This window comes from Curvibacter sp. GW821-FHT01G03, assembly GCF_059422285.1.
Genome location: NZ_JBWKWP010000013.1, coordinates 14919 through 34283, shown reverse-complemented (window position 1 = coordinate 34283; position 19365 = coordinate 14919). Strand labels below are relative to the sequence as shown.

18 protein-coding genes are annotated in these 19365 nt (G+C 68.0%); 4 read left to right on the top strand and 14 right to left on the bottom strand.

The window, feature by feature from the left end; genetic code table 11:
* Positions 1-855: a shikimate dehydrogenase family protein gene (locus AC07VS_RS18915; protein ID WP_492348403.1), complete on the bottom strand. Its 855-nt coding sequence runs from the start codon at positions 853-855 to the stop codon at positions 1-3.
* A 614-nt stretch (positions 856-1469) separates the two neighbouring features.
* Here AC07VS_RS18915 and AC07VS_RS18910 point away from each other — a divergent pair.
* The gene (locus AC07VS_RS18910) at positions 1470-2558 is read left to right on the top strand and encodes a porin (protein ID WP_494751771.1); all 1089 of its coding nucleotides are present in this window, start codon (positions 1470-1472) and stop codon (positions 2556-2558) included.
* 87 nt (positions 2559-2645) lie between these two features.
* Positions 2646-4553, top strand: a complete 1908-nt coding sequence (locus tag AC07VS_RS18905) for a bifunctional sugar phosphate isomerase/epimerase/4-hydroxyphenylpyruvate dioxygenase family protein (RefSeq protein WP_494656872.1) — start codon at positions 2646-2648, stop codon at positions 4551-4553.
* A 12-nt stretch (positions 4554-4565) separates the two neighbouring features.
* Here AC07VS_RS18905 and AC07VS_RS18900 read toward each other — a convergent pair whose 3' ends face one another.
* The 10 genes from AC07VS_RS18900 to AC07VS_RS18855 form a co-directional block, all read right to left on the bottom strand.
* Positions 4566-6521, bottom strand: coding sequence for a putative bifunctional diguanylate cyclase/phosphodiesterase (locus tag AC07VS_RS18900; RefSeq protein WP_494656873.1), 1956 nt, complete (start codon positions 6519-6521; stop codon positions 4566-4568).
* A 166-nt stretch (positions 6522-6687) separates the two neighbouring features.
* Positions 6688-7872 (bottom strand): ABC transporter substrate-binding protein, encoded by a 1185-nt coding sequence (locus tag AC07VS_RS18895; protein ID WP_494656874.1) that lies wholly within the window; start codon positions 7870-7872, stop codon positions 6688-6690.
* A 44-nt stretch (positions 7873-7916) separates the two neighbouring features.
* A complete protein-coding gene (locus AC07VS_RS18890) occupies positions 7917-8630 on the bottom strand; it encodes an ABC transporter ATP-binding protein (protein WP_494656875.1) in 714 nt (237 codons plus the stop codon).
* Complete coding sequence (locus AC07VS_RS18885) at positions 8627-9349, bottom strand: ABC transporter ATP-binding protein (RefSeq protein WP_492348408.1); 723 nt, start codon at positions 9347-9349, stop codon at positions 8627-8629. The genes AC07VS_RS18890 and AC07VS_RS18885 overlap by 4 nt, the downstream gene beginning before the upstream one ends.
* A gap of 10 nt (positions 9350-9359) precedes the next feature.
* The gene (locus tag AC07VS_RS18880) at positions 9360-10346 is read right to left on the bottom strand and encodes a branched-chain amino acid ABC transporter permease (protein WP_492348409.1); all 987 of its coding nucleotides are present in this window, start codon (positions 10344-10346) and stop codon (positions 9360-9362) included.
* Positions 10347-10423: 77 nt separating this feature from the next.
* Positions 10424-11275 carry a branched-chain amino acid ABC transporter permease gene (locus AC07VS_RS18875; protein WP_492348410.1) on the bottom strand — a complete coding sequence of 284 codons (852 nt, stop codon included), beginning with the start codon at positions 11273-11275 and terminating at the stop codon, positions 10424-10426.
* Between the two features lie 8 nt (positions 11276-11283).
* Positions 11284-12120: an SDR family NAD(P)-dependent oxidoreductase gene (locus AC07VS_RS18870; RefSeq protein WP_492348411.1), complete on the bottom strand. Its 837-nt coding sequence runs from the start codon at positions 12118-12120 to the stop codon at positions 11284-11286.
* A 177-nt stretch (positions 12121-12297) separates the two neighbouring features.
* On the bottom strand, positions 12298-12690 hold the full coding sequence (locus AC07VS_RS18865) for an NIPSNAP family protein (protein WP_492348412.1): 393 nt from the start codon (positions 12688-12690) through the stop codon (positions 12298-12300).
* On the bottom strand, positions 12687-14393 hold the full coding sequence (locus AC07VS_RS18860) for an FAD-dependent oxidoreductase (RefSeq protein WP_494656876.1): 1707 nt from the start codon (positions 14391-14393) through the stop codon (positions 12687-12689). The genes AC07VS_RS18865 and AC07VS_RS18860 overlap by 4 nt, the downstream gene beginning before the upstream one ends.
* An 18-nt stretch (positions 14394-14411) precedes the next feature.
* Positions 14412-15236: an SDR family NAD(P)-dependent oxidoreductase gene (locus tag AC07VS_RS18855; RefSeq protein ID WP_492348414.1), complete on the bottom strand. Its 825-nt coding sequence runs from the start codon at positions 15234-15236 to the stop codon at positions 14412-14414.
* A 113-nt stretch (positions 15237-15349) separates the two neighbouring features.
* On the opposite strand from AC07VS_RS18855, the gene AC07VS_RS18850 reads away from it, so the two are divergent.
* Both AC07VS_RS18850 and AC07VS_RS18845 read left to right on the top strand, forming a co-directional pair.
* Positions 15350-16264 (top strand): helix-turn-helix domain-containing protein, encoded by a 915-nt coding sequence (locus tag AC07VS_RS18850; protein ID WP_492348415.1) that lies wholly within the window; start codon positions 15350-15352, stop codon positions 16262-16264.
* On the top strand, positions 16261-16467 hold the full coding sequence (locus AC07VS_RS18845; RefSeq protein WP_492348416.1) for a hypothetical protein: 207 nt from the start codon (positions 16261-16263) through the stop codon (positions 16465-16467). Before AC07VS_RS18850 ends, AC07VS_RS18845 begins: the two co-directional genes overlap by 4 nt.
* Positions 16468-16478: 11 nt before the next feature.
* Here the strand turns inward: AC07VS_RS18845 and AC07VS_RS18840 are convergent, their stop codons facing one another.
* From AC07VS_RS18840 to AC07VS_RS18830, 3 genes are read right to left on the bottom strand one after another with little or no spacing between them, the layout of a single operon-like run.
* Entirely contained in the window at positions 16479-17510 is a 1032-nt protein-coding gene (locus tag AC07VS_RS18840) for a zinc-binding dehydrogenase (protein ID WP_492348417.1), read from the bottom strand.
* Positions 17511-17567: 57 nt separating this feature from the next.
* On the bottom strand, positions 17568-18347 hold the full coding sequence (locus AC07VS_RS18835) for an enoyl-CoA hydratase-related protein (RefSeq protein ID WP_494656879.1): 780 nt from the start codon (positions 18345-18347) through the stop codon (positions 17568-17570).
* 12 nt (positions 18348-18359) lie between these two features.
* The gene (locus AC07VS_RS18830) at positions 18360-19349 is read right to left on the bottom strand and encodes a Bug family tripartite tricarboxylate transporter substrate binding protein (protein ID WP_492348419.1); all 990 of its coding nucleotides are present in this window, start codon (positions 19347-19349) and stop codon (positions 18360-18362) included.
* Between the last annotated feature and the right edge of the window lie 16 nt (positions 19350-19365).

The window sequence follows — 19365 nt, the reverse complement described above, 5'->3', positions numbered from 1 at the left end:
TCAGGCCACGCGTTGCAAGGCCTGGCGCACCGGGCCCAGGTCGGCCGTCAGCGCATCGGCCATGGCTTCGAAGCCAAAGAAGCGCAGGTACTCGGGTACCTGCTGGGTCAGCATCTCGAAGCCGGGATGCACGGTGATGCCGCGCTTTTCACAGGCCTGCTGCAAGGGCGTGGCATGGGGCTTCATCAGGATGTCGACCACCGCTGCATCCGGCGCCAGGGCCGCCACGTCAAAGGGCAGCGGATCGTCGCGGTTCAAGCCGAGCGAGGTGCAGTGCACCACCAGATCGAAGCCACTGGCATCGGGTGTGGCCATGGCGTGCACCGGGCTGGCCGCGCCTTCGGCCAGGCGCGCAGCGATCCGCTGTGTGTGGGCTGTGTCGCGGTCCCACAGGGCCAACTCGCCCAGGCGGCGTTCGGCCAGCGAGGTGGCCACGGCGGTGCCCGCGCCGCCCAGCCCCAGCACCAGCACCCGGCGGCCTTCCGGGGCCAGCCCGAAATGGTCCAGCGACTTGGACAGGCCCAGCCCGTCGAACAGGGCCCCCCGCAGGCTGCCATCCGGTTCGCGGCGCAGCGCGTTCACCGCCCCGGCGCGCCGGCCCAGCCGGTCCACGTGCTGGGACAGGGCCAGTGCGGGTGTCTTGTGCGGGATGGTGAGCCACAGGCCGGGCACGTTGGCGGCCGCCAGGGCACCGCGCACAAAGCCCTCGAAACGCTCGGGTGCCACCTCGGCAGGCAGCAGCACGGCGTTCACGCCATGGGCCTGGAACAAGGGATTGAAGACCTCAGGCGCGCGCACCTGGTTGACCGGGTGACCGAGCACGAAGAAGACCTGGGTGTGTCCGTCGATGAGCATGCGAAAAGGGCGCCGTTGCCGGCACTTCAATGAACGAGGCCCGCACGATAGTGGCTGGATCGCCGGGCTTCAAGCGGGCGCCACGGCGGGTGGGCGCACAGCGCGCAGGCCGTCCGGCCAGGCTGCCATCACAGGGTTTTTCCTTTGAGTGGCAAGGACTTGGCGGACACGGCTTGTTGTTTGTTGGACGCGCAGGGCGCTAGGGATATCCCCTGAATCGGGTGCCCGGCGCTCGACTTGCGCGCTATGCGCACGGGGCGCGAGGGCTTGCATTGAATTGGCCTGGGGCGATGCCTAGCATTCAGCCATCCAAGGTGCCGGGAGGGGCGCCGTGCCTTCGCGAGGGGGCGGCGTTCCATGGGTCTTTCGCTCGCGGCTGCCACCGCGGGCGATCAAGTCCGACGCCTGGATACCTGTTCCCCCAGGCTGCTGACGGCAGCGGCCCGGGTCCCCTGCAAAAGAGCGCCGGCCTGTGTGCCGACGCTGTTTTGTTCACCCGGCACGCAAACGGGTGATGAGTCTGAGCAACGCGCCGATTGAAACGCACAAGCAAGTCAAAACAAAGTCACCAGGAGCACTCCGTGAAGAAGACAAACCCCATCATCGCCGCCGTCATGGCCCTCGGCCTGGCCGGTGCCGCCCAGGCCCAATCCAGCCTGACCCTCTACGGCAGCATCGATCAATACTTCAACCACATGACCAGCAGCAGCGGTGCCAAGCTGAACACCTTGCAAGATGGCAAGGACCTGCGCAGCCGTCTGGGCGTCCGCGGGGTCGAAGACCTGGGCGGCGGTCTGTCGGCCAAGTTCCAGCTTGAAATGGGCATTGCCGCCGTGACGGGCGCCACTGCAGACGCCAGCCGCGCCTTCGACCGTCAGAGCTGGGTCGGTCTGGCCGACAGCAGCCTGGGTGAGGTGCGCATTGGCCGCCAGAACACCGCCATCTTCTACCGTGGCGACTACATCGACTACACCTCGCGCACCTTGGGCTCGATCGTCAACAACTTCGGCGTGCCCTCACGTTTCGACAACGACGTGTCGTACATTTCGCCGCGTTGGGCCGGCCTGCAACTCGAAGGCCATTTTGCGCAGCAACAGGCCAGCACCACCACGACGCAGGTCAGCACCCCGATCACCCAGTTGGCCGCCGACTACCTGAACGGCCCGTTCCGCGTGGGCTACGCCGGCCTGCAGGCCAAGGCCCCGCAGAACGCTGCGATCAATGCCAATGTGTTCTATCACAACCTTTACGCCAACTACGACTACGGCAAGGGCAAGGTCTACGCCGTCTACATCAAGTCGAACAACATCGCGTCCAGCGCCAACGGCAACAACGCGGCCCAGGTGCTGGGCAATGTGGGTGGTGCGGTCAACTGGACCAGCGCCAGCGTGAACCGCACCTTTGATGTGTTCCAGGTCTCGGCCGACTACAACGTCAGCCCGCAATTGCGTGTGGGCGCCCTGTATGGCCGCATCAGCGACAAGTCGGGTGCCGGCCAGAACGCCAACGGTGGCTCGATCGGTGCGTACTACGCCCTGTCCAAGCGCACCACCTTGTCGGCGCTGTGGGAAACCATGCGCAACGACACCAATGCCGGTTTCCGCCCCTCGGGCTCGGCCGGCCTGTCGCCCAACTTCGCGGGCACGGACGTCAATGGCCGCACCATCAGCGGCTTCCAGGTGGGCGTGGTCCATCGCTTCTGATCTTGGGCTCCTGGGCCTGATGGAGGGCCTGGGGCGCTGCCCCAGGCCTTGTTGTTTCAAGAATTGATTTTTCCGGGCTTGACTTCGATGCGCCGTTCCATTGCCACCGTCTCCCTCAGCGGTACCCTGCGTGAAAAGCTGGAGGCCATCGCCGCGGCCCGCTTCGACGGCATCGAGCTGTTCGAGAACGATTTCATCCACTTCAACGGCTCGGCCCGCGATCTGGGGCGCATGGCGCAGGACCTGGGGCTGGGCATCGACCTGTTCCAGCCTTTCCGTGATTTCGAGGCCATGCCCGAGCCCTTGTTCCGCAAGAGCCTGGACCGCGCCGAGCGCAAGTTCGACCTGATGCAGGAGATGGGCGCCCAGTTGATGCTGTGCTGCTCCAACACCTCGCCCGCCGTGATCGACGATGCGGACCTGGCCGCCGCCCAGTTGTACGAGCTGGCCGAGCGGGCGGCCCGGCGCAACCTGCGCGTGGGCTTCGAGGCCCTGGCCTGGGGCCGCGTCACAAATCTGTATGGCCAGGCCTGGGACATCGTGCGTCGCGCCAATCACCCGCACCTGGGTTTGATTCTGGACAGCTTTCACACCCTGTCGCTGCGCGATGATCCGGCAGGCATTGCCGACATTCCAGGCGACAAGATTTTTTTCCTGCAGATGGCCGATGCGCCCTGGATGCAGTTGGATGTGCTGCACTGGGCGCGCCATCACCGCAACTTCCCGGGCCAGGGGCAATTGCCGGTGGTGTCCTTTCTGCAGCGCGTGCTCGAGGCCGGTTACAGCGGCCCGCTGTCGCTCGAAATCTTCAACGACGTCTTCCGCGGTACGCCCAACCGCCGCATCGCTGTCGATGCGATGCGCTCGCTGCTGTACCTCGAGAGCGAGGTGCGCAAGCAGCGTGCAGCCGCGACACCCGCCAACCCGGCGTCCGCTTCCTTGCAGGTCGAGCTGTTCAGCCCCCCGGCGGCTCCGGCGCTGGAGGGCTTCTCGTTCCTCGAGTTTGCCGCGCAAGGGGACTCGGCCGCTGAGCTGGGCGCTTGGCTGGGCAAGATGGGCTTCGAGCGCGTGGGGCGACACCGTTCCAAGTCGGTGGACCTGTACCGCCAGGGGGGCGTCAACCTGATCGTGAACGCCCAGCCCGGCTCGGTGGCCAGCCAGCGCTTTGAGGCGCATGGTGCCTCGGTGTGCGCCTGGGGCTTGCGCACGGGCAGCCCGCTGGCGGCGGTGAACCGCGCCACCGCGATGTGCTCGCAGCGCTATGACGGCCCCATCGGCCCGAGCGAAATGCACGTGCCCGCCATCGTGGTGCCCGGTGGCAACCTGACTTATTTTGTGCCGGCGGCCCTGGGAGAGATGGGGTTGTTCGAGGCCGACTTTGAACTGGCTCCGCTGTCGGAGCAGGCCGCCGTGGCCGATCTGCAGCACATCGACCACCTGGGCCTGGGGCTGGCGCTGGACCAGCGTGACACCTGGGTGCTGTTCTCGCGCGCCGTGCTGGGCCTGGAGACCGGCGACAGTGTCAACATCGCCGACCCTTTCGGTCTGGTGCGCAACCAGGCGGTGTTCAACCCGGCGCGCAGCGTGCGCCTGGTGCTCAACGTGTCCGACAGCCAGCGCACGCGCACCGCCCGCGACGCGCGCCAGCAGGGCGGCGCCGCCGTGCAGCACATCGCGTTCGCCTGCGCCGACCTGATCGGCACGGTGCGGCGCCTGCGCGAGCGGGGCGTGGCCTTTGTGCCGGTGTCACCCAACTACTACGACGACCTGCCGACCCGGCTCGACATCGAGCCGGCGCTGTTGCAAAGCCTGCGCGAGGCCGGCATCCTTTACGACGCCAGTGCCGACGGCGCCTACCTGCACATCTACACCGAGCGCTTCGAGGGCCGCTTTTTCTTCGAGTTTGTGCAGCGCATCGGGGGCTATGACGGGCAGGGCGGGCTCAACGCCTCGGCACGCATGGTGGCCCAGGTCGATGACCCGGTCGGACACTGAGGGCACCCCACCTCAACCCGCGGCGAGCTGCCGGACCATGAGCTGCTGAGCCAGCTCGTCCACCGGCACCGGTTCGCCCAGGGCGTGGCCCTGGAAGGCGCTGCAGCCCAGGGCCAGCAACTGCTCTCGCTGGGCATCGGTCTCGACCCCCACCGCCAGGGCCTCCAGCCCCAGGTTGTGGGCCGTGTCGATCAGCGTCTTCACCACCACGATGCCCTGGCGGTTGTCGGGCAGGGTCTGAACGATGCCGCGCGTGATCTTGACCTGATCCAGTGGCAGCCGCGACAGGTCTGTGGCCGAGAAATGGCCTGCCCCAAAGTGGTCCACCGAAAACCGGACCTCGTGCGCACGCAGCTGCGCCATCTTGAGCGCACAGCTCTCCAGGTCTTGCAGGATCAAGGCTTCGGTGATCTCCAGGCGCAGGCGGCCGGGCGGCACCCGGTGGCGCGCCAGGGTCTGCAGCAGCTGCCCCACGAAATCAGCCTGGGCAAACTGCACCGGGCTCACGTTCACGCTCAGGCTGAGGTCCTGCAGCAGGGGCTGGCATTGCCATAAGGCCAGTTGGGCGCAGGCCTGCTCCAGCACCCATTGGCCAATGGCCTGGATCTGCTGACTTTGTTCGGCCAGACCGATGAACTGCTCGGGCAGCAGCACGCCCGCTTGCGGGTGTCGCCAGCGCAGCAGCAGCTCGGCACCGCAGACGCGGCCGACCTGGCGGGTCTGGAGCTGGTACAGGCAAAACAGCTGTTGTGCGGGCAAGGCCTGGCGCAGATCCGTCTCCAGTGCCGCGCGCTGGTTCACCTCGTTTTGCATGGCCTCTTCAAAAAAGCGGAAAGTGTTGCGCCCGGCGGCCTTGGCCTGGTACATGGCGATGTCGGCACGGCGCAGCAGTTCGTCGCTGTCCGGGCCGCCCGGTCGGAACAGCACCACGCCCAGGCTGGCGCTGGTCGAGAAGCCCGGGTAGGCCTGGCCCAGCACCAGCTCCAACTGCGCCAGGATCTTTTTGGCCACCCGGGCCGTGTCCAGGGCAGCCACGGTGGGGTTCGCGTCCAGTTCAGGCAGGATCACCACGAACTCATCGCCCCCGAGGCGGGCCAGGGTATCGCCCTGGCGCAGGCAGCGGCCCAGTGCCTCGGCGACGGTGCGCAGAAAGCGGTCACCCACCTGGTGGCCCAGCCGGTCGTTGATGGTCTTGAAGTTGTCCAGATCGATGAAGATGACCGCCCCGTGGGCGTGCCCCTCACCCTGCTGGCGGCTGGCCAGGGCCTGTTGCAGCCGGTCCTGCATCAGGCGGCGATTGGGCAGGCCGGTGAGGGCGTCGAAATAGGCCAGCTTCTGGATGGCCTGCTCCGCCTCATGGCGTTGGCTCACGTCGGTCAGGATCAGCAGCACCCCCTCGACAAGGCCATGGCTGTGCACCAGGCTGCTCAGCGCCAGGTCGACCCAGATCACGCGCCCGCTGGGGCCTGTGACGCGCTGGTTTTGCAGAATCAGGCGCCCGCTGGCGGCGCTCAACTGCTGCAGGTGGGCGTGCACCGTGGGCAGATCGTCGGGGTGCCACCAATCGGCCAGGGTGGACTGCATGCTCAGCCCCAGCGTCTGCATGCGCTGAAGGGCGGCGGGGTTGATGCGGGTCACCTGCAGGTCGGCGTTCAGGGTCAGCACGCCCAGCGGGGTGGTCTCGAAGATCACATGCTGCATGCGCAACTGCCGGCGCAGGTTCTGCCGCGCCACCTCCTGCAGATAGCGGTTGGCCAGCCACAACACCACGGCCGCCACCACCACGGCGGTCACCAGACCGGTGAACAGGTAGTCGGTGGGGACGTAGCCCTTGATCAGGTAACCGATGGGGGCGACCAGCAATTCCACCATCAGCACGCTCAGTCCGACACCGAGCAGCCAGATGCGTTGCCGGGGGATGCCTTCCAGCCGGCGGAACAGGCGATCAATCAGTGTGTTGCGATCCATGGAGAGGGGGCCGGGTCATCGCCTTGATGATCGTATTCTGGCGCCCCCTCGGAATCGTCGGAGTGTGAAGAAGTTGGTGGAAACCCCGGCTTTTCCTCTCATTTGGCTTGGATCTGGCCGAAATTCGGCTGAACTGGGGCCCCGCGCCTTCGCCGGGCCCCAGGCTTCACATCTTGCACAGCGGCGAAGGTGCGGGTGTGATCGAGGGCTCGAACTGACGTTCGATGCTGGGGCGCAGAACACCGTCCACCACCTTGGCCCGGCCCACGAAGTTGGGCAGCAGCAACTGGTTGTCCTGGCTGCGCATCGTGACCGGACCGTAGAGGCTGTCAAAGCTGGCGCCGCGCAAGGCCTTGCTGACCTCGCCGGGTTTGGCGCTGGCGGCTTTGCGCACGCCCTCAAACATCACCTGGACGCCGTTGTAGGCCTGGCCTTCGTTGTCTGTCGGCAATCGGTTGAACTTGGCCTTCCAGGCCGCCACGAAGGCCTTGTTGCGCGGCGTGGCGATGTCCGGGGTGTAGCCAGTGGTGCCCACCGTGTCCTTGAGCGCGTCGCCTGTGGCGTTGACCATGAAGTTCAGGATCAGTGCGTGGCCGATCAGCTTCTTGGCCGGGATGAGGCCGAACTCCTGCGCCTGCTTGACGAAGGCGATCGCATCGCGCCCGATCTCGGCCACCCAGATGGCCTCGACATTGGAGGCCTTCAACTGGGCGATGTAAGGCGAGAAGTCCTTGGTGCCCATGGGCACGTACAGCGACAGCGGCACGCTCTTGCCGGCGGCCTCGGCGGCCTTCTTGAACGATTCGCCCGAGTCACGGCCCCACACATAGTCGGCCGCCAGCACGGCGAACGATTTTTCTTTCAGGTCCTTGGCCCAGGCGTTGATCATCGCGATGTCCATCGCGTCGGCGTGGTTGGTGCGGAAGCTGCGCGGCTTGCAGGTGTCGCCCGTGAGCTTGTCCGACTTGCTGGCCACCACGAAGTAGGCGGCGTCCCAGCGCTCCAGGTTCTGCGCAATGGCCAGCGAGATGGACGACGGGATGGCGCCGATCAACAGGTTGTAGCCATCGCGGGCCAGCTTCTCGGCTACGCGGCGGCCGGCATCGGGCGTGCCCTCGTCGTCGGCGATCTGCACCTCCACCTTGCGGCCGTCCACGCCGCCTGCGGCATTGGCCTCATCGATGGCGAACTGCACGGCACGCAGCACCTCTTCGCCCTGCTGGGCGAACACGCCCGATTTGGAGGTGACGAGGCCGACGCGCACCGGGTCTTTGCCTTGCGCAAGGGTGGCGAGGGGGGCGGTGGCCAGCAGTGTTGCCATGGCCAGGGTCAGGGGGCGGGTGGTGAACATGGTTTGTCTCCTTGGGTTGGTGCTTCGAAAAAAGGGGGGGTGGGTCAGACCATCACGTGGGCTTCGAGGTCGCGCAGGCCGGCGGGTGAGTTCTCGACCGGCCCCTGCGCCACCACCGAGCCCTTGGCCATGGCGCAGTAGCGCTCGGCCACACGCACCACCAGGCTCATGTTCTGTTCGATCAGCAGCAGGGCCGTGCCCTGGTCGGCCACCGCATTGAAGATCTGGCCCAGCTGATCCACGATCACCGGGGCCAGGCCCTCGGTGGGTTCGTCGAGCAGGATCAGCGAGGGGTTGGCCATCAGGGCCCGGCCCACGGCCAGCATCTGCTGCTGGCCACCCGACAACGCCGTGCCCGGGGTGTGGGCGCGTTCCTGCAGGATGGGGAACAGGCGGTAGATTTCGGGCACGGTCCAGGGGCCCTTGCGTTTTTTGTCGCTGCTGGCAGCGCCCAGCAGCAGGTTCTCTTCCACGGTCAGGTTGGCGACGATGCGCCGACCCTGGGGCACCACCACCACGCCGTTCTGGGCTGCAAGGTAGGGGCGGGGGCGGGGCAGCTCGCGCGCGCCCAGCCGGATGCGCCCGCCACGCAGGCTGGCCAGGCCCAGGATGGTGTTCACCACTGTGGTCTTGCCCACGCCATTGCGACCGATCAGGGCCACGCGTTCGCCCGGCTGCACTGTCAGGTCCAGGCGGTGCAGGATGTGGGCCGAGCCATAGAAGGCATCGACCTGTTCAAGGTTCAACAAGGCGCTCATGCGGCACTCCCGAGGTAGGCCTCGCGCACGCGAGGGTTGGCGCGCACGGCAGCGGGTTCTCCGCTGGCGATCACACGCCCCAGTTCAAACACAGTGACGACATCCGAGATGCCGAACACCACATCCATGTCGTGCTCCACCAGCAGCACCGAGACCTCCCAGCGCGAGGTCAGCGCCTTGAGGTGGCGGGCCAGGTCGTGCGACTCTTTCACCGACAGGCCGGCCATGGGCTCGTCGAGCAGTAGCACGCTGGGGCGACCCACCAGGGCCAGCGCCAGGTCCAGGCGGCGTTGTTCGCCGTAGCCGAGTTCGTCGGCCGTGATGTCGGCCAGGTCGTGCAGCTCCAGTTCACGCAGCACGGCGTCGGCGTCGGCCTGCGAATCGGCCACGCCCATCTTGTGCGAGGCCAGTTCCACCTGCTTGCGCACCGGCATCTGGCTGAACACGCTGGTGCGCTGGAAGCTGCGCGACAGGCCGCGTTGGCGTCTTTCGGTGGCCCCCAGGGCACTCACGTCCTGGCCCTTGAGGTGCACGGTGCCGCGGGTCAAGGGGCGGCGCCCGGTGATGGCGTCGATCACGGTGCTCTTGCCCGCCCCGTTGGGGCCGATCAGTCCGCGGATCTGGCCGGGCTCCAGCGTCAGCGAGACGCCGTCCAGGGCTTTCACGCCGCCGTAGTGGATGGCCACGTCCTCGGCCTGCAATGCGTATGAAGGGTTCATGGGGGTTTCCTCAGTGGGCTGCGGGAGCAGAGCGACGAGCCGGCTTGGCGGCTCGGGGCCGCAGGCACTGGCCCAGGGCACCGGCCAGGCCGGTCGGGGCGAAGACGATGACGGTGATCAGGGCGATGCCGAAGATGGCCATCCAGTGGTTGGCGTAATCGCCCAGCACATCCTTGGCCAGGAAATACACCACCGCGCCCAGCGCGGGGCCCCACAAGGCCTTGTAGCCCCCCACCACCACCATCATCAGGGCCACGCCCGACAGGCTCCAGTGCAGGTTCTCGGGCGACACGAAGCCGGTGTTCAGGGCGGCCAACAGGCCGGCGAGCCCGGTCACCATGGCCGACAGCGCATAGATGGCGGCCCGTGGCACCAGGGTGCGGATGCCGATGAAGCGGGCGCGCTCCTCGTTGTCGCGCACCGCCTCGGTGATGGCGCCGAAGCGGGTGCGCAGCAGCAGCGTCAGGCCGGCCATCACCCCCAGCAGCACGGCCCAGCTCAGCATGAACAAGCCTTTGGGTTGCAGCAGGACCGACAGCTCGACGCCGAACAGGCGTGCCGGCCAATCGATGTTCATGCCGTCGGCGCCACCGGTCAGGCCACGCGATCGGGAGGCGCTGAGGTAGAACACCTGGCCGATGGCCAGGGTGAGCATGCCGAAGGCCACGCCCGGCACCCGCACGATCACCAGGCCGATCAAGAAGGCCACCAGACCCAGGCCGAGCAGGGTCAGCAGCAGGGCCAGCTCCGCTGGCATCACCTGTTGTTGCAGCAGCAGGCCCACGCCATAGCCGGCGCTGCCGAAGTACAGCGCATGGCCGAAGCTGACCATGCCGTTCTGGCGCAGCAGCAGGCCCACGCCCAGGGCGAACACGGCATAGATGGTGGCCTGGGTGAGCAGGGACAGCACGGTGCCCGAACTGATCGAAAGCGCCAGTGCGGCGCCGACCACGGCGCCTGCCAGCAGGCGCATCGGAAGGGAGTTGAAGAGGGTCATGGGACAGGTCCGGAGGTCGGGGCAGGAAGGCGAGGCAGGGGCGAGGAGGGCGGAGCGCGTGAAAACGTCAACGGGGCTCAGGTGCGGCTGCCGGCAAAGCCTGCGGGCTTCCAGATCAGCACCCCCACCATCACGGCAAAGGGCAGCAGCACGGCGACATCGGGCAGGTAGACCGCGCCCAGGGCCTGGATCATCCCCAGCACCATGGCGGCGATGAAGGCGCCGGCCAGCGAACCCAGCCCGCCCACCACCACGACCACGAAGGAGTCGATGATCACGTCGCTGCTCATGGACGGCGACAGCGACAGAAAGGGCGCCGCGACCACGCCGGCCAGGCCCGCCAGGGCGGTGCCCAGGCCCACCACACCGGCGCTCAGCACATCGGTGTTCACGCCTTGCATGGCGGTGGTCACGGGGTCGGTGCTGGCGGCCCGCACGAACAGGCCTACCCGGCTGAAACGCAGCCACAGGCTCAGGCCCAGGGCCACGGTGATGCCGGCGCCGATCACCGCCAGACGGTAGGCCGGCACCGGGGTGCCCAGCAGGTTCAGCGAGGTGTTGAGCAGCTCGGGCACGGCCATCGAGAGGTTGCTCTTGCCCCAGACGGTCTGCACCACGTCCTCGATCACCAGCAGCAGCCCGAAGGTGACCAGCACCACGCTGAGCGGATCGCGGTCCTGCAACAAGCGAAAGCCATAGCGGTCGAGCAGCACGCCCAGCACGGCCATCAAGGCCGGGGCCGCCACCAGGGCGATCCAGAAATTGCTGTGCGCGGCAATCGAGTAGCCCAGGTAGGCGCCCAGCATGTAGAGCGAACCATGGGCGAAATTCACCACCCGGCGCAGGCCGTAGATGAGGGCCAGGCCCGAGCACATCACGATCAGCAATGCGCCGTAGACCAGGCCGTTGAACAAGTTGATGGTCAGCATGTCGGCTTTCAGGAGATCAAAGAGAGAGGGGGCAGGGTGTTGTCGGGCGCGCCGAAGGCACTCCAGCCGCCGTCCACCGGCCACACCGCGCCCGTGACGTAACTGGCCTGCGGCGAGAGCAGGAAGGCGATCACGGCGGCCACCTCGGCGGGCTCGGCCAGGCGGCCGAGCGGGGTGCGCTGGGCGATGGCGGTGGCGTCGAGCGCGCCCTGGCGCGCCAGCTCGGCCACCAGGGCGGTCTGCACATAGCCCGGGGCCACGGCATTGACGCGGATGCCGGCCCGCGCCCATTCGCAGGCCAGGGCCCGGGTCAGGCCCAGTACGCCCGCCTTGGCGGCGCTGTAGGCGTTGCGCGTGGGCAGGCCCCCCAGGCTGGCGATCGAAGCCAGGTTGACGATGGCGCCCCGGGCTCGGCCGGCAACCACGGGTTGTTGCAGCCAGTGCCGGCCCAGGGCCTGGCTCATGAGAAAGCTGCCACGCAGGTGCACGGCCAGCACGCGGTCGAAGGCATCGGCGCTCTGCGCCACGGTGGGGCCGGTCTGGTCGCCAATGCCGGCGTTGTTGACCAGGCCGTCGAGCCGGCCGAAGTGGGCCAGCGCCGCCTGCACGGCGGCGTCCACCGCCTCGGCCTGGGTCACGTCGCAGGGCAGGCCCAGGTGGCAGGTGCCCAGCTCGGCGGCACGCTGGGCGGCGCTGGTGCCGTCCAGGTCGAGCAAGGCCACGGACCAGCCCTGGGCGGCCAGGGCCTGGGCGCAGGCCCAGCCAATGCCCTGGGCGGCACCGGTGATCAGTGCCACCGGGCGTGCGGTGTCCGGCGCCCCGCAGGGGGGCAGGTGTGAACTCATGTTTGTCTCCTCTGAGCGGGGTGGGGGCCGGGCCGTCTGATCGCGGCACCTGGCAGGCCACTGCAAGCCCTTCACGGGCCTGGGGCTGGGGCAGATTGTGTTTTTCGGGGCCGGTGGCCCCCTTCACGATTGGCGCAAAAAGCAGGACAAATCGTGCATCGATGGCTCGGGATTTCCCTAGGTTGCGCGCACAGCGTGCGGGGTGGGCGCTGCGGGGGCGGCAGGTGATGCAGAAGCGATGGGCCAGGCAGTGGCCCGGATCAGCCGTGTCTCCTGGGCCGTGATCAGGTGGCCCGAGGCCGCCAGGTAGGCCGCGAAGTCGGGGTGGCTGTCACGCGCGGCGCAGCGCTGCTCGTAGTCGGCCAAGCTGTCGTAGCCCCACAGGTGCACGAACTGGTTCTGGGGCCCGACCAGGCTGGTGTAGAAGCCCAGCGGGTGGCCCAGGGTCTGCAGCAGCACCGGCATGGCCAGGCGGTGGAAGACCTCCAGGAACTCGGGCATCTTGCGCAGGGCAATGGTGTAGACGCGATGGTCCACCAGGGGCTTGGGCTGTGTGGACTGGGGGCTCATACGCGCGCTCCGGCCTGGTCGGCAATGTGGTGGGCGGTGACAAAGCCGAAGGTCATGTTGGGCCCGTGGGTGATGCCGGCGCCGGGGTAGTTGCCGCCCATCATGCTGGCGCGGTCGTTGCCCACGGCATACAAGCCTTCGATCACGCTGCCGTCGCGCCGCAGCACCTCGCCGGTGACGCGGGTCTGCAGGCCGTCGAAAGTGCCCAGGTCGCCCATCAGTACCTTGACCGCATAGAAGGGGCCGGTCTGCACCGGCGCCACGCAGGGGTTGGGGTGGTGCTCGGGGTCGGCCAGGTAGCGGTTGAAACTGGTTCGGCCACGGCCGAAGGCCGGGTCGTCGCCGCGCACGGCGTCCACGTTGTAGGCCCGCACCGTGGTCTCCAGGCCCTCGGCATCGATGCCGGTGACGCGGGCCAGGTCGGCCAGGGTGCGGCCCTCGAACAGGTAGCCATTGCGAATGAAGCGGCCGATCGGCATCGGCGCCGGTTTGACATAGCCCAGGCCATACTTGGCCAGTGTCCTTTTGTCGCAGACCAGCCACATGGCGGTTTCGGTCTGGCCCTCACAGGCGCGGATCAGGGCGGCACCCACATCGTGGTACGAGTTGGATTCGTTGGTGAAGCGCCGGCCATTGCGCAGCACGCCGATCACGCCGGGCTTGTAGCGGTCCAACAGGTGTGGGAACACGCCGAACTCGCCATGGCCGAAGGGCACGCGGGACACGGGCATCCAGGCCGCGCTGTCGCCAAAGCGGATGTCGGCCACGCCGCCCGCGCCTTCGGCCAGGCGCACACCGTCACCGGTGTTGCTGGTGGGCGTGGGCGACAGGTGCTCGCCGCCGCGCTGCACATGGGGGTAGGCCTGGGCGATGCGCCGGGCATCGTGTGGAAAGCCGCCGCAGGCCAGCACCACGCCGTGGCGGGCGCGCAGCGTCTGCCGCCCTTGCGCACCCTCGGCCACCACGCCTTGCACGCGCCCGTCCTCGATCAGCAGTTCGCGCACCGGGGTGCCGGTGCGGATGGGGATGCCGCGCTGCAGGGCCGAATGCGCCAGCCGGGCCGCCAGCGCATTGCCGCTGGTGACCTGGATGCCGCGACGGTAGAGGGCCAGCTCCTTGAGGTGGGTGACCAGGCGCTTGGCCACGTAGACGAAGGAGGTCAGCGACTTGGTGGCGCGGAAGAAGTGCTTCAGGTCGGCGTTCGAGGAGTTGAACATCATGCCGATGAAGGTGATGGTCTTGAGCGGTGGCTTGAGCCGGGCCATGTCGGGCCCCAGCGTGCGGATGTCGAAAGGCGCAGCCAGGATGGAGCGGCCGATGTCCACGCCGCCGCGCACGTCGGGGTGGTAGTCGGGGTAGAGCGTGGGCACGAATTGCATGTCTGTTTCGCGCTGGAAGAACTCGACCATGCGAGGGCCGTTGTCCAGAAAAGACTCAACGGTGGCTTCGTCATAGAACTGGCCCGTCTCGTTCATCAGGTACTGGCGCACCGCGTCGCGGTGGTCGCCTGCGTTTTGCTGGCGGCCGTGCGGGCCCAGGGGAATCCACAGCACGCCACCCGACAAGGCGGTGGTGCCGCCGAAGACGGGTTCCTTCTCCAGCACCACGACCTTCAGGCCGCGGGATTGGGCGGTGATGGCGGTGGCCAGGCCGGCAGCGCCGGAGCCGACGACGATCAGGTCGCATTCGTATTGAGGGGTCATGGGGGTCTCCGGGGCGGTTCAGGCGGTCTGGTTGAAGCCGGGGCGGGGCACCATGTCCATGAGCATCGAGCTCATGCCGCCGTCGACGTTGAGCTCGGCGCCGTTGACATAAGCGCTGCGCGGGCTGACCAGGAAGAGCACCACGTCGGCGATGTCCTGCGGCTCGCCAATGCGGCGGCTGGCCGTGACGGCGGCACGCTTGGCCTCGAAGCCTGGTTCTTCGTAGAACTTGGCCGACAGCGCGGTGCGGATCATGCCGGGGCACACCGCATTGCTGCGCACGCCGCGCGGGCCCCATTCCACCGCCATCTGGCGCGACAGCAGCAGCACGCCGCCCTTGCTGGCGCTGTAGGCGCCACTGCCGGTCTGTGGGAACTGCCCCGCAATCGAGGCCACGTTGACGATGCTGCCCGTGCCTTGCTCGCACATGGCCGGGGCGAATTCACGCGCGCACAGCAGGTAGCCGGTCAGGTTGACGGCCAACACCGTGTTCCAGTCGTCCAGACTCACGCTTTGCAGCGGACCGGCTCGCAGCAGGCCGGCGTTGTTGACCAGGCTGTGGCAGGCGCCGAAGCGCTGGCGCACGGCGGCGGCGGCCTGGGCCACGCTGGCTACATCGCTCACATCGCAGGGCAGCACCAGGGTGCGTTGGCCTGTGGGGTCGATGCGGGCGGCTACGCCCAGCGCGGCCTCACCCTGGCGGTCCAGCAGGGCTACCCGGGCGCCTGCGGCCACCAGGCTTTCGGCGATGGCGGCGCCAATGCCGCTGCCCGCCCCGGTGACCACGCACACCCGCTCCTGCAGGCCCAGCCAGTCGCGGCCGGCCTCGGCTTCTTGCTTCATCTTGTCTCCTTGGTTTGACTCGGCGGATTGTTGGATTTGGGGGCGTTGCCGGCTTTGACGATTCAGGCCAAGAATTGGACAATTCGTGCAAATCCAGACCTTCACGAGCTGCCATGTCCAAAGCCATTCCCAATTACGCGCTGTACGGCGACCAGGACCCCCCAGGCTGGGAGGCCGGCTTTGACTTCGAATGGATCCCGCAGCGTTCGGTGCCCTACAACTTCGACATCAAGCCGCACACGCATGGCGCGTTTTTGCAGATCCTGCTGCTGCAAAGCGGCGGCGGCGAGGTCTTCATCGACCACAGCCGCACGGCAGTGCAGGCCCCTTGTCTGCTGCTGGTGCCTGCACAGACCGTGCATGGCTTTCACTTCACGCCCGATGTCGACGGCCCGGTGGTGACGGCGGCACAGCGCCCGCTGGAATCGCTGGCCGCCGTGGTGATGCCTGAGTTGCTGCAAACCCTGCGCCGGCCCGCGGTGCTGTCCTTGCAGGGGCAGGACCGGGCACTGGACAACCTGGTGCCGCTTTTTCTGGCGGTGGAGCGCGAGGCCCGAGCCTGTGCGCTGGGGCAGGTGGCGGCGGGGCTGTCGTTGCTGACGGCGGTGCTGGTGCAGATCGCTCGCGTGCAGCAGGTGCAGCAAAGCACCGGCGCGCCCGCCCATTCGCGCAAGGCGCAGCAGATTGAACGCTTTCGCAGCCTGGTGGATGCGCACTTCCGCCAGCGCTGGCCCTTGCAGGCCTATGCCGAGCACCTGGGCATCACGCCCGGGCAACTGACCCGGCTGTGCCGGGAGGTGATGGGGCACTCCAGCCTGGAGGTGATCAATGCCCGCATCGTGCACGAGGCCCAGCGCGAGCTGGTGTACACGCGCAGCAGCATCAAGCAGGTGGCCGACCACCTGGGCTTTGTGGACGAGGCCTACTTCACCCGCTTCTTCCGCAAGCACACGGGGCAGACCCCGCGCGAGTTCCGCACCCGCACGCTCGCGGCCATGGCGCCCGGCGGGGCAGGAGAAGCCCCATGAAAAAGCGACCCAACCCTGAATGGACTGATGAGGTTTTTGTCCAGGCCCGGCCGGCGCATGAGGTGTTGCCGCCGTTGTTTGGCGAGGCTCTGGCCCAGGAGATGCTGAGGCCCATGCCGCTCGCCCCTGCCCAGCGACCCGATGCCTGCGACCTGTCGAACGAGGTGATCAAGCATTTCAGGGCAAAACGCCCCAAGCCCTGAAGACCTTGGTGCTAATCGATGTGCAGCGCAAGCTTGCCGAACTGGGCGCCGGATTCGAGCCGTGCCAGCGCGGCGTGCACCTCGCCCAGCGGGTAGACGCTGTCGATCACCGGGCGCAGCAGGCCGCGCTGGCACAGGGCCAGCACCTGGGCCAGTTCGCCGGGGTTGCCCAGGGTGGAGCCGAGCACCTGCAACTGGCGGATGAACACCCGGCGCAGATCGGCCGGGGGCTGGTCGCCGGTGGTGGCGCCGCAGGTGACGATGCGGCCGCCGCGCACCAGGGAGCGCAGCGCGCTGTCCCACACCGCGGCGCCCACGTTTTCGATCACCACGTCCACCCCGCGCCCGCCGGTCAGGGCCATGACCTGCCGGGCCACGTCGTCGCGCTGGCTGTTGATGGCATGGTGCGCGCCCAGGGCCAGGGCGCGCTGCAGCTTGAGGTCGTCGCGCGAGGTGACCACGGTGCGCGCACCCGTGAGGCGGGCCAGCTGCAGCGCGGCCAGCGATACGCCGCCGCCGATGCCGAAGATCAGCACCGTTTCATGGGCCTGCAGGCGGGCCTGCGTGTTGACCATGCGCCAGGCGGTGAGGTGGTTCACGCCCAGGGCCGCGGCCTCGGCGTCGCCCAGCCCGTCGGGCACCGGGAACAGGTTGGCCGCCGGCACGCTGAGGTACTGGGCAAAGGTGCCGTCGCGGTGTTCGCCCAGCAGGCTCATGCCGGCGCACAGCACGGGCTGGCCGGCCAGGCAGAACTCGCAGCGACCGCAAGTGATGCCGGGGTAGACCAGCACGCGCTGGCCGGGCTGCAGCCGGGCTTCCTCGGGCCCCACTTCCTCGACCACGCCGCAGCCGTCCAGGCCCATGATCTGGGGCAGCTGGTGGCGGATGCCGGCGCCGCTGTTGCGCATGTACAGGTCGACCTGGTTGAGGGTGGCGGCGCGCAGGCGCACCAAGACCTGGCCGGGGCCGCGAGTCGGCATGGGGCGCTCGCCGACCTGGACCACTTCGTTGCCACCGTGGCCAGTGATGAAGGCTGCCTGCATGGGTTCTCCTGCTGTGAGGGGCGTGATTGCGATGATGGCGGCGATTGTGCCCCGCACTCAGCGGTGCTGAAAGACCGGGGCGCGTCGCGCCAGAAAGGCGTTCATGCCCTCCTGGGCGTCGGCGCTGGCAAAGCGGGCGTACAGGGCCCGGCGCTCGAACAGGATGCCCTCGGACAGCGGGCCCTCGAAGGCCCGGTTGACCGACTCTTTGATGGCCATCAGCGCGGGGGCCGAGTACGCGGCCATCTGCTGCGCCAGGGCCAGGGCTTCGGGCAGCAGTTGATCGTCGGGCAGAACGCGCGAGACCAGGCCGTAGCGGTCGGCCTCGTCGGCCGACAGGGTGCGGGCGCTCAGGCACAGGTCCATGGTCTTGGCCTTGCCGATGGCGCGCGGCAGGCGCTGCGTGCCGCCGGCGCCGGGCAACAGGGCGAGTTTGATCTCGGGCAGGCCGAAGCGAGCGCCCTGGGCGGCCAGCACCAGGTCGCAGGCCAGGGCCAGTTCACAGCCGCCGCCCAGGGCCAGGCCGGCCACGGCAGCGATCACGGGTTTGCGCACCTGGCGGATGGTTTCCCAGTTGCGGGTGATGAACTGGCTGTTGAGCATGTCCATCAGGCCCGCACCCTGCATCTGGGCGATGTCGGCGCCAGCGGCAAAGGCTTTGTCGTTGCCGGTGATGAGGATCACGCCGATGTCCTCACGTGCGTCAAAGCCGAGCAGGGCGGCGCCCAGGGCGTCCATCAAGGCGTCGTTGAGGGCGTTCATCTGGCGCGGCCGGTTCAGCCGGATCAGGGCCACCCGGCCCTGGGTCTCACTGAGGATGGGGGCATCTTCTTGCACCGGGGCTCCTGTTCAGTCGACGTTGATCTTCTGCTGCTTGATGAGGGCGGCCAGGCGCTTGTTCTCGTCGATCAGCAGTTTTCGGAACTCGGCGTTGTCGAGGTAGGTGGTCTCGCCGCCCAGGTCGGCATAGCGGGCCTTGACATTGGGCTGGTTCAGGATGGTGGCCACCTCGCGCCCCAGGCGCGCCAGCACCTCGGGCGGCGTGCCGTTGGGGGCCCACAGGCCAAACCAGATGTCAAGGTCTGCGCCCGGGAAGCCTTGTTCGGCCACGGTGGGCACGTCGGGGAAGAAGGGCGATCGGCGGGCGCTGACGATGCCCAGCAGCTTGACTTTGTTGCTGCGGATGTGGGGAAAGGCGATGCCTGGGTCGCAGACGAAATCGGCCTGGCCCGACAGCACGTCCTGCAGCGCGGGGGCGGCGCCCCGGTAGGGGATGTGGGTGACGTAGGTGCCGGTGGCCACCTTGAACAGCTCGCAGGCCAGGTGGGGGGCGGTGCCCGCGCCCGACGAGGCATACGACATCTTGCCCGGTGCGGCCTTGGCCTGGGCCACCAGCTCTTTCACGTCGTGCGCCGTGCTTTGTGGCTTGGCCACCAGGTACATCTGGGTGCGGCCCACGGCCACCACGGGCGTGAGGTCACGCGCTGGCAGCAGGTTGGACTTGAACAGCCAGGGGTTGGCGGTCTCGACCGAGGTGGGGGCGATCAGCAGGGTGTGGCCATCCGGTGCGGCACGGGCCACCTCGGCGGCGGCGATGTTGCTGCTGGCACCGGGCTTGTTGTCGACCAGCACGGGCTGGCCCAGGGATTCGGCCAGTTGTTGCGAGATCAGCCGGGCCATGACGTCGGTGGTGCCGCCGGGGGCAAAGCCCACCACGACGCGCAGGGGTTTGCTCGGCCAGGCCGGTGTCTGGGCCTGGGCCAGACCCGCTGCGCAGAGCATGGTGCCGATCAAGGCCAGGGTGTTGCGGCGCAGGCCGCTGAAGGTGTTTGAAATCATGGTTGTCTCCGTGGTG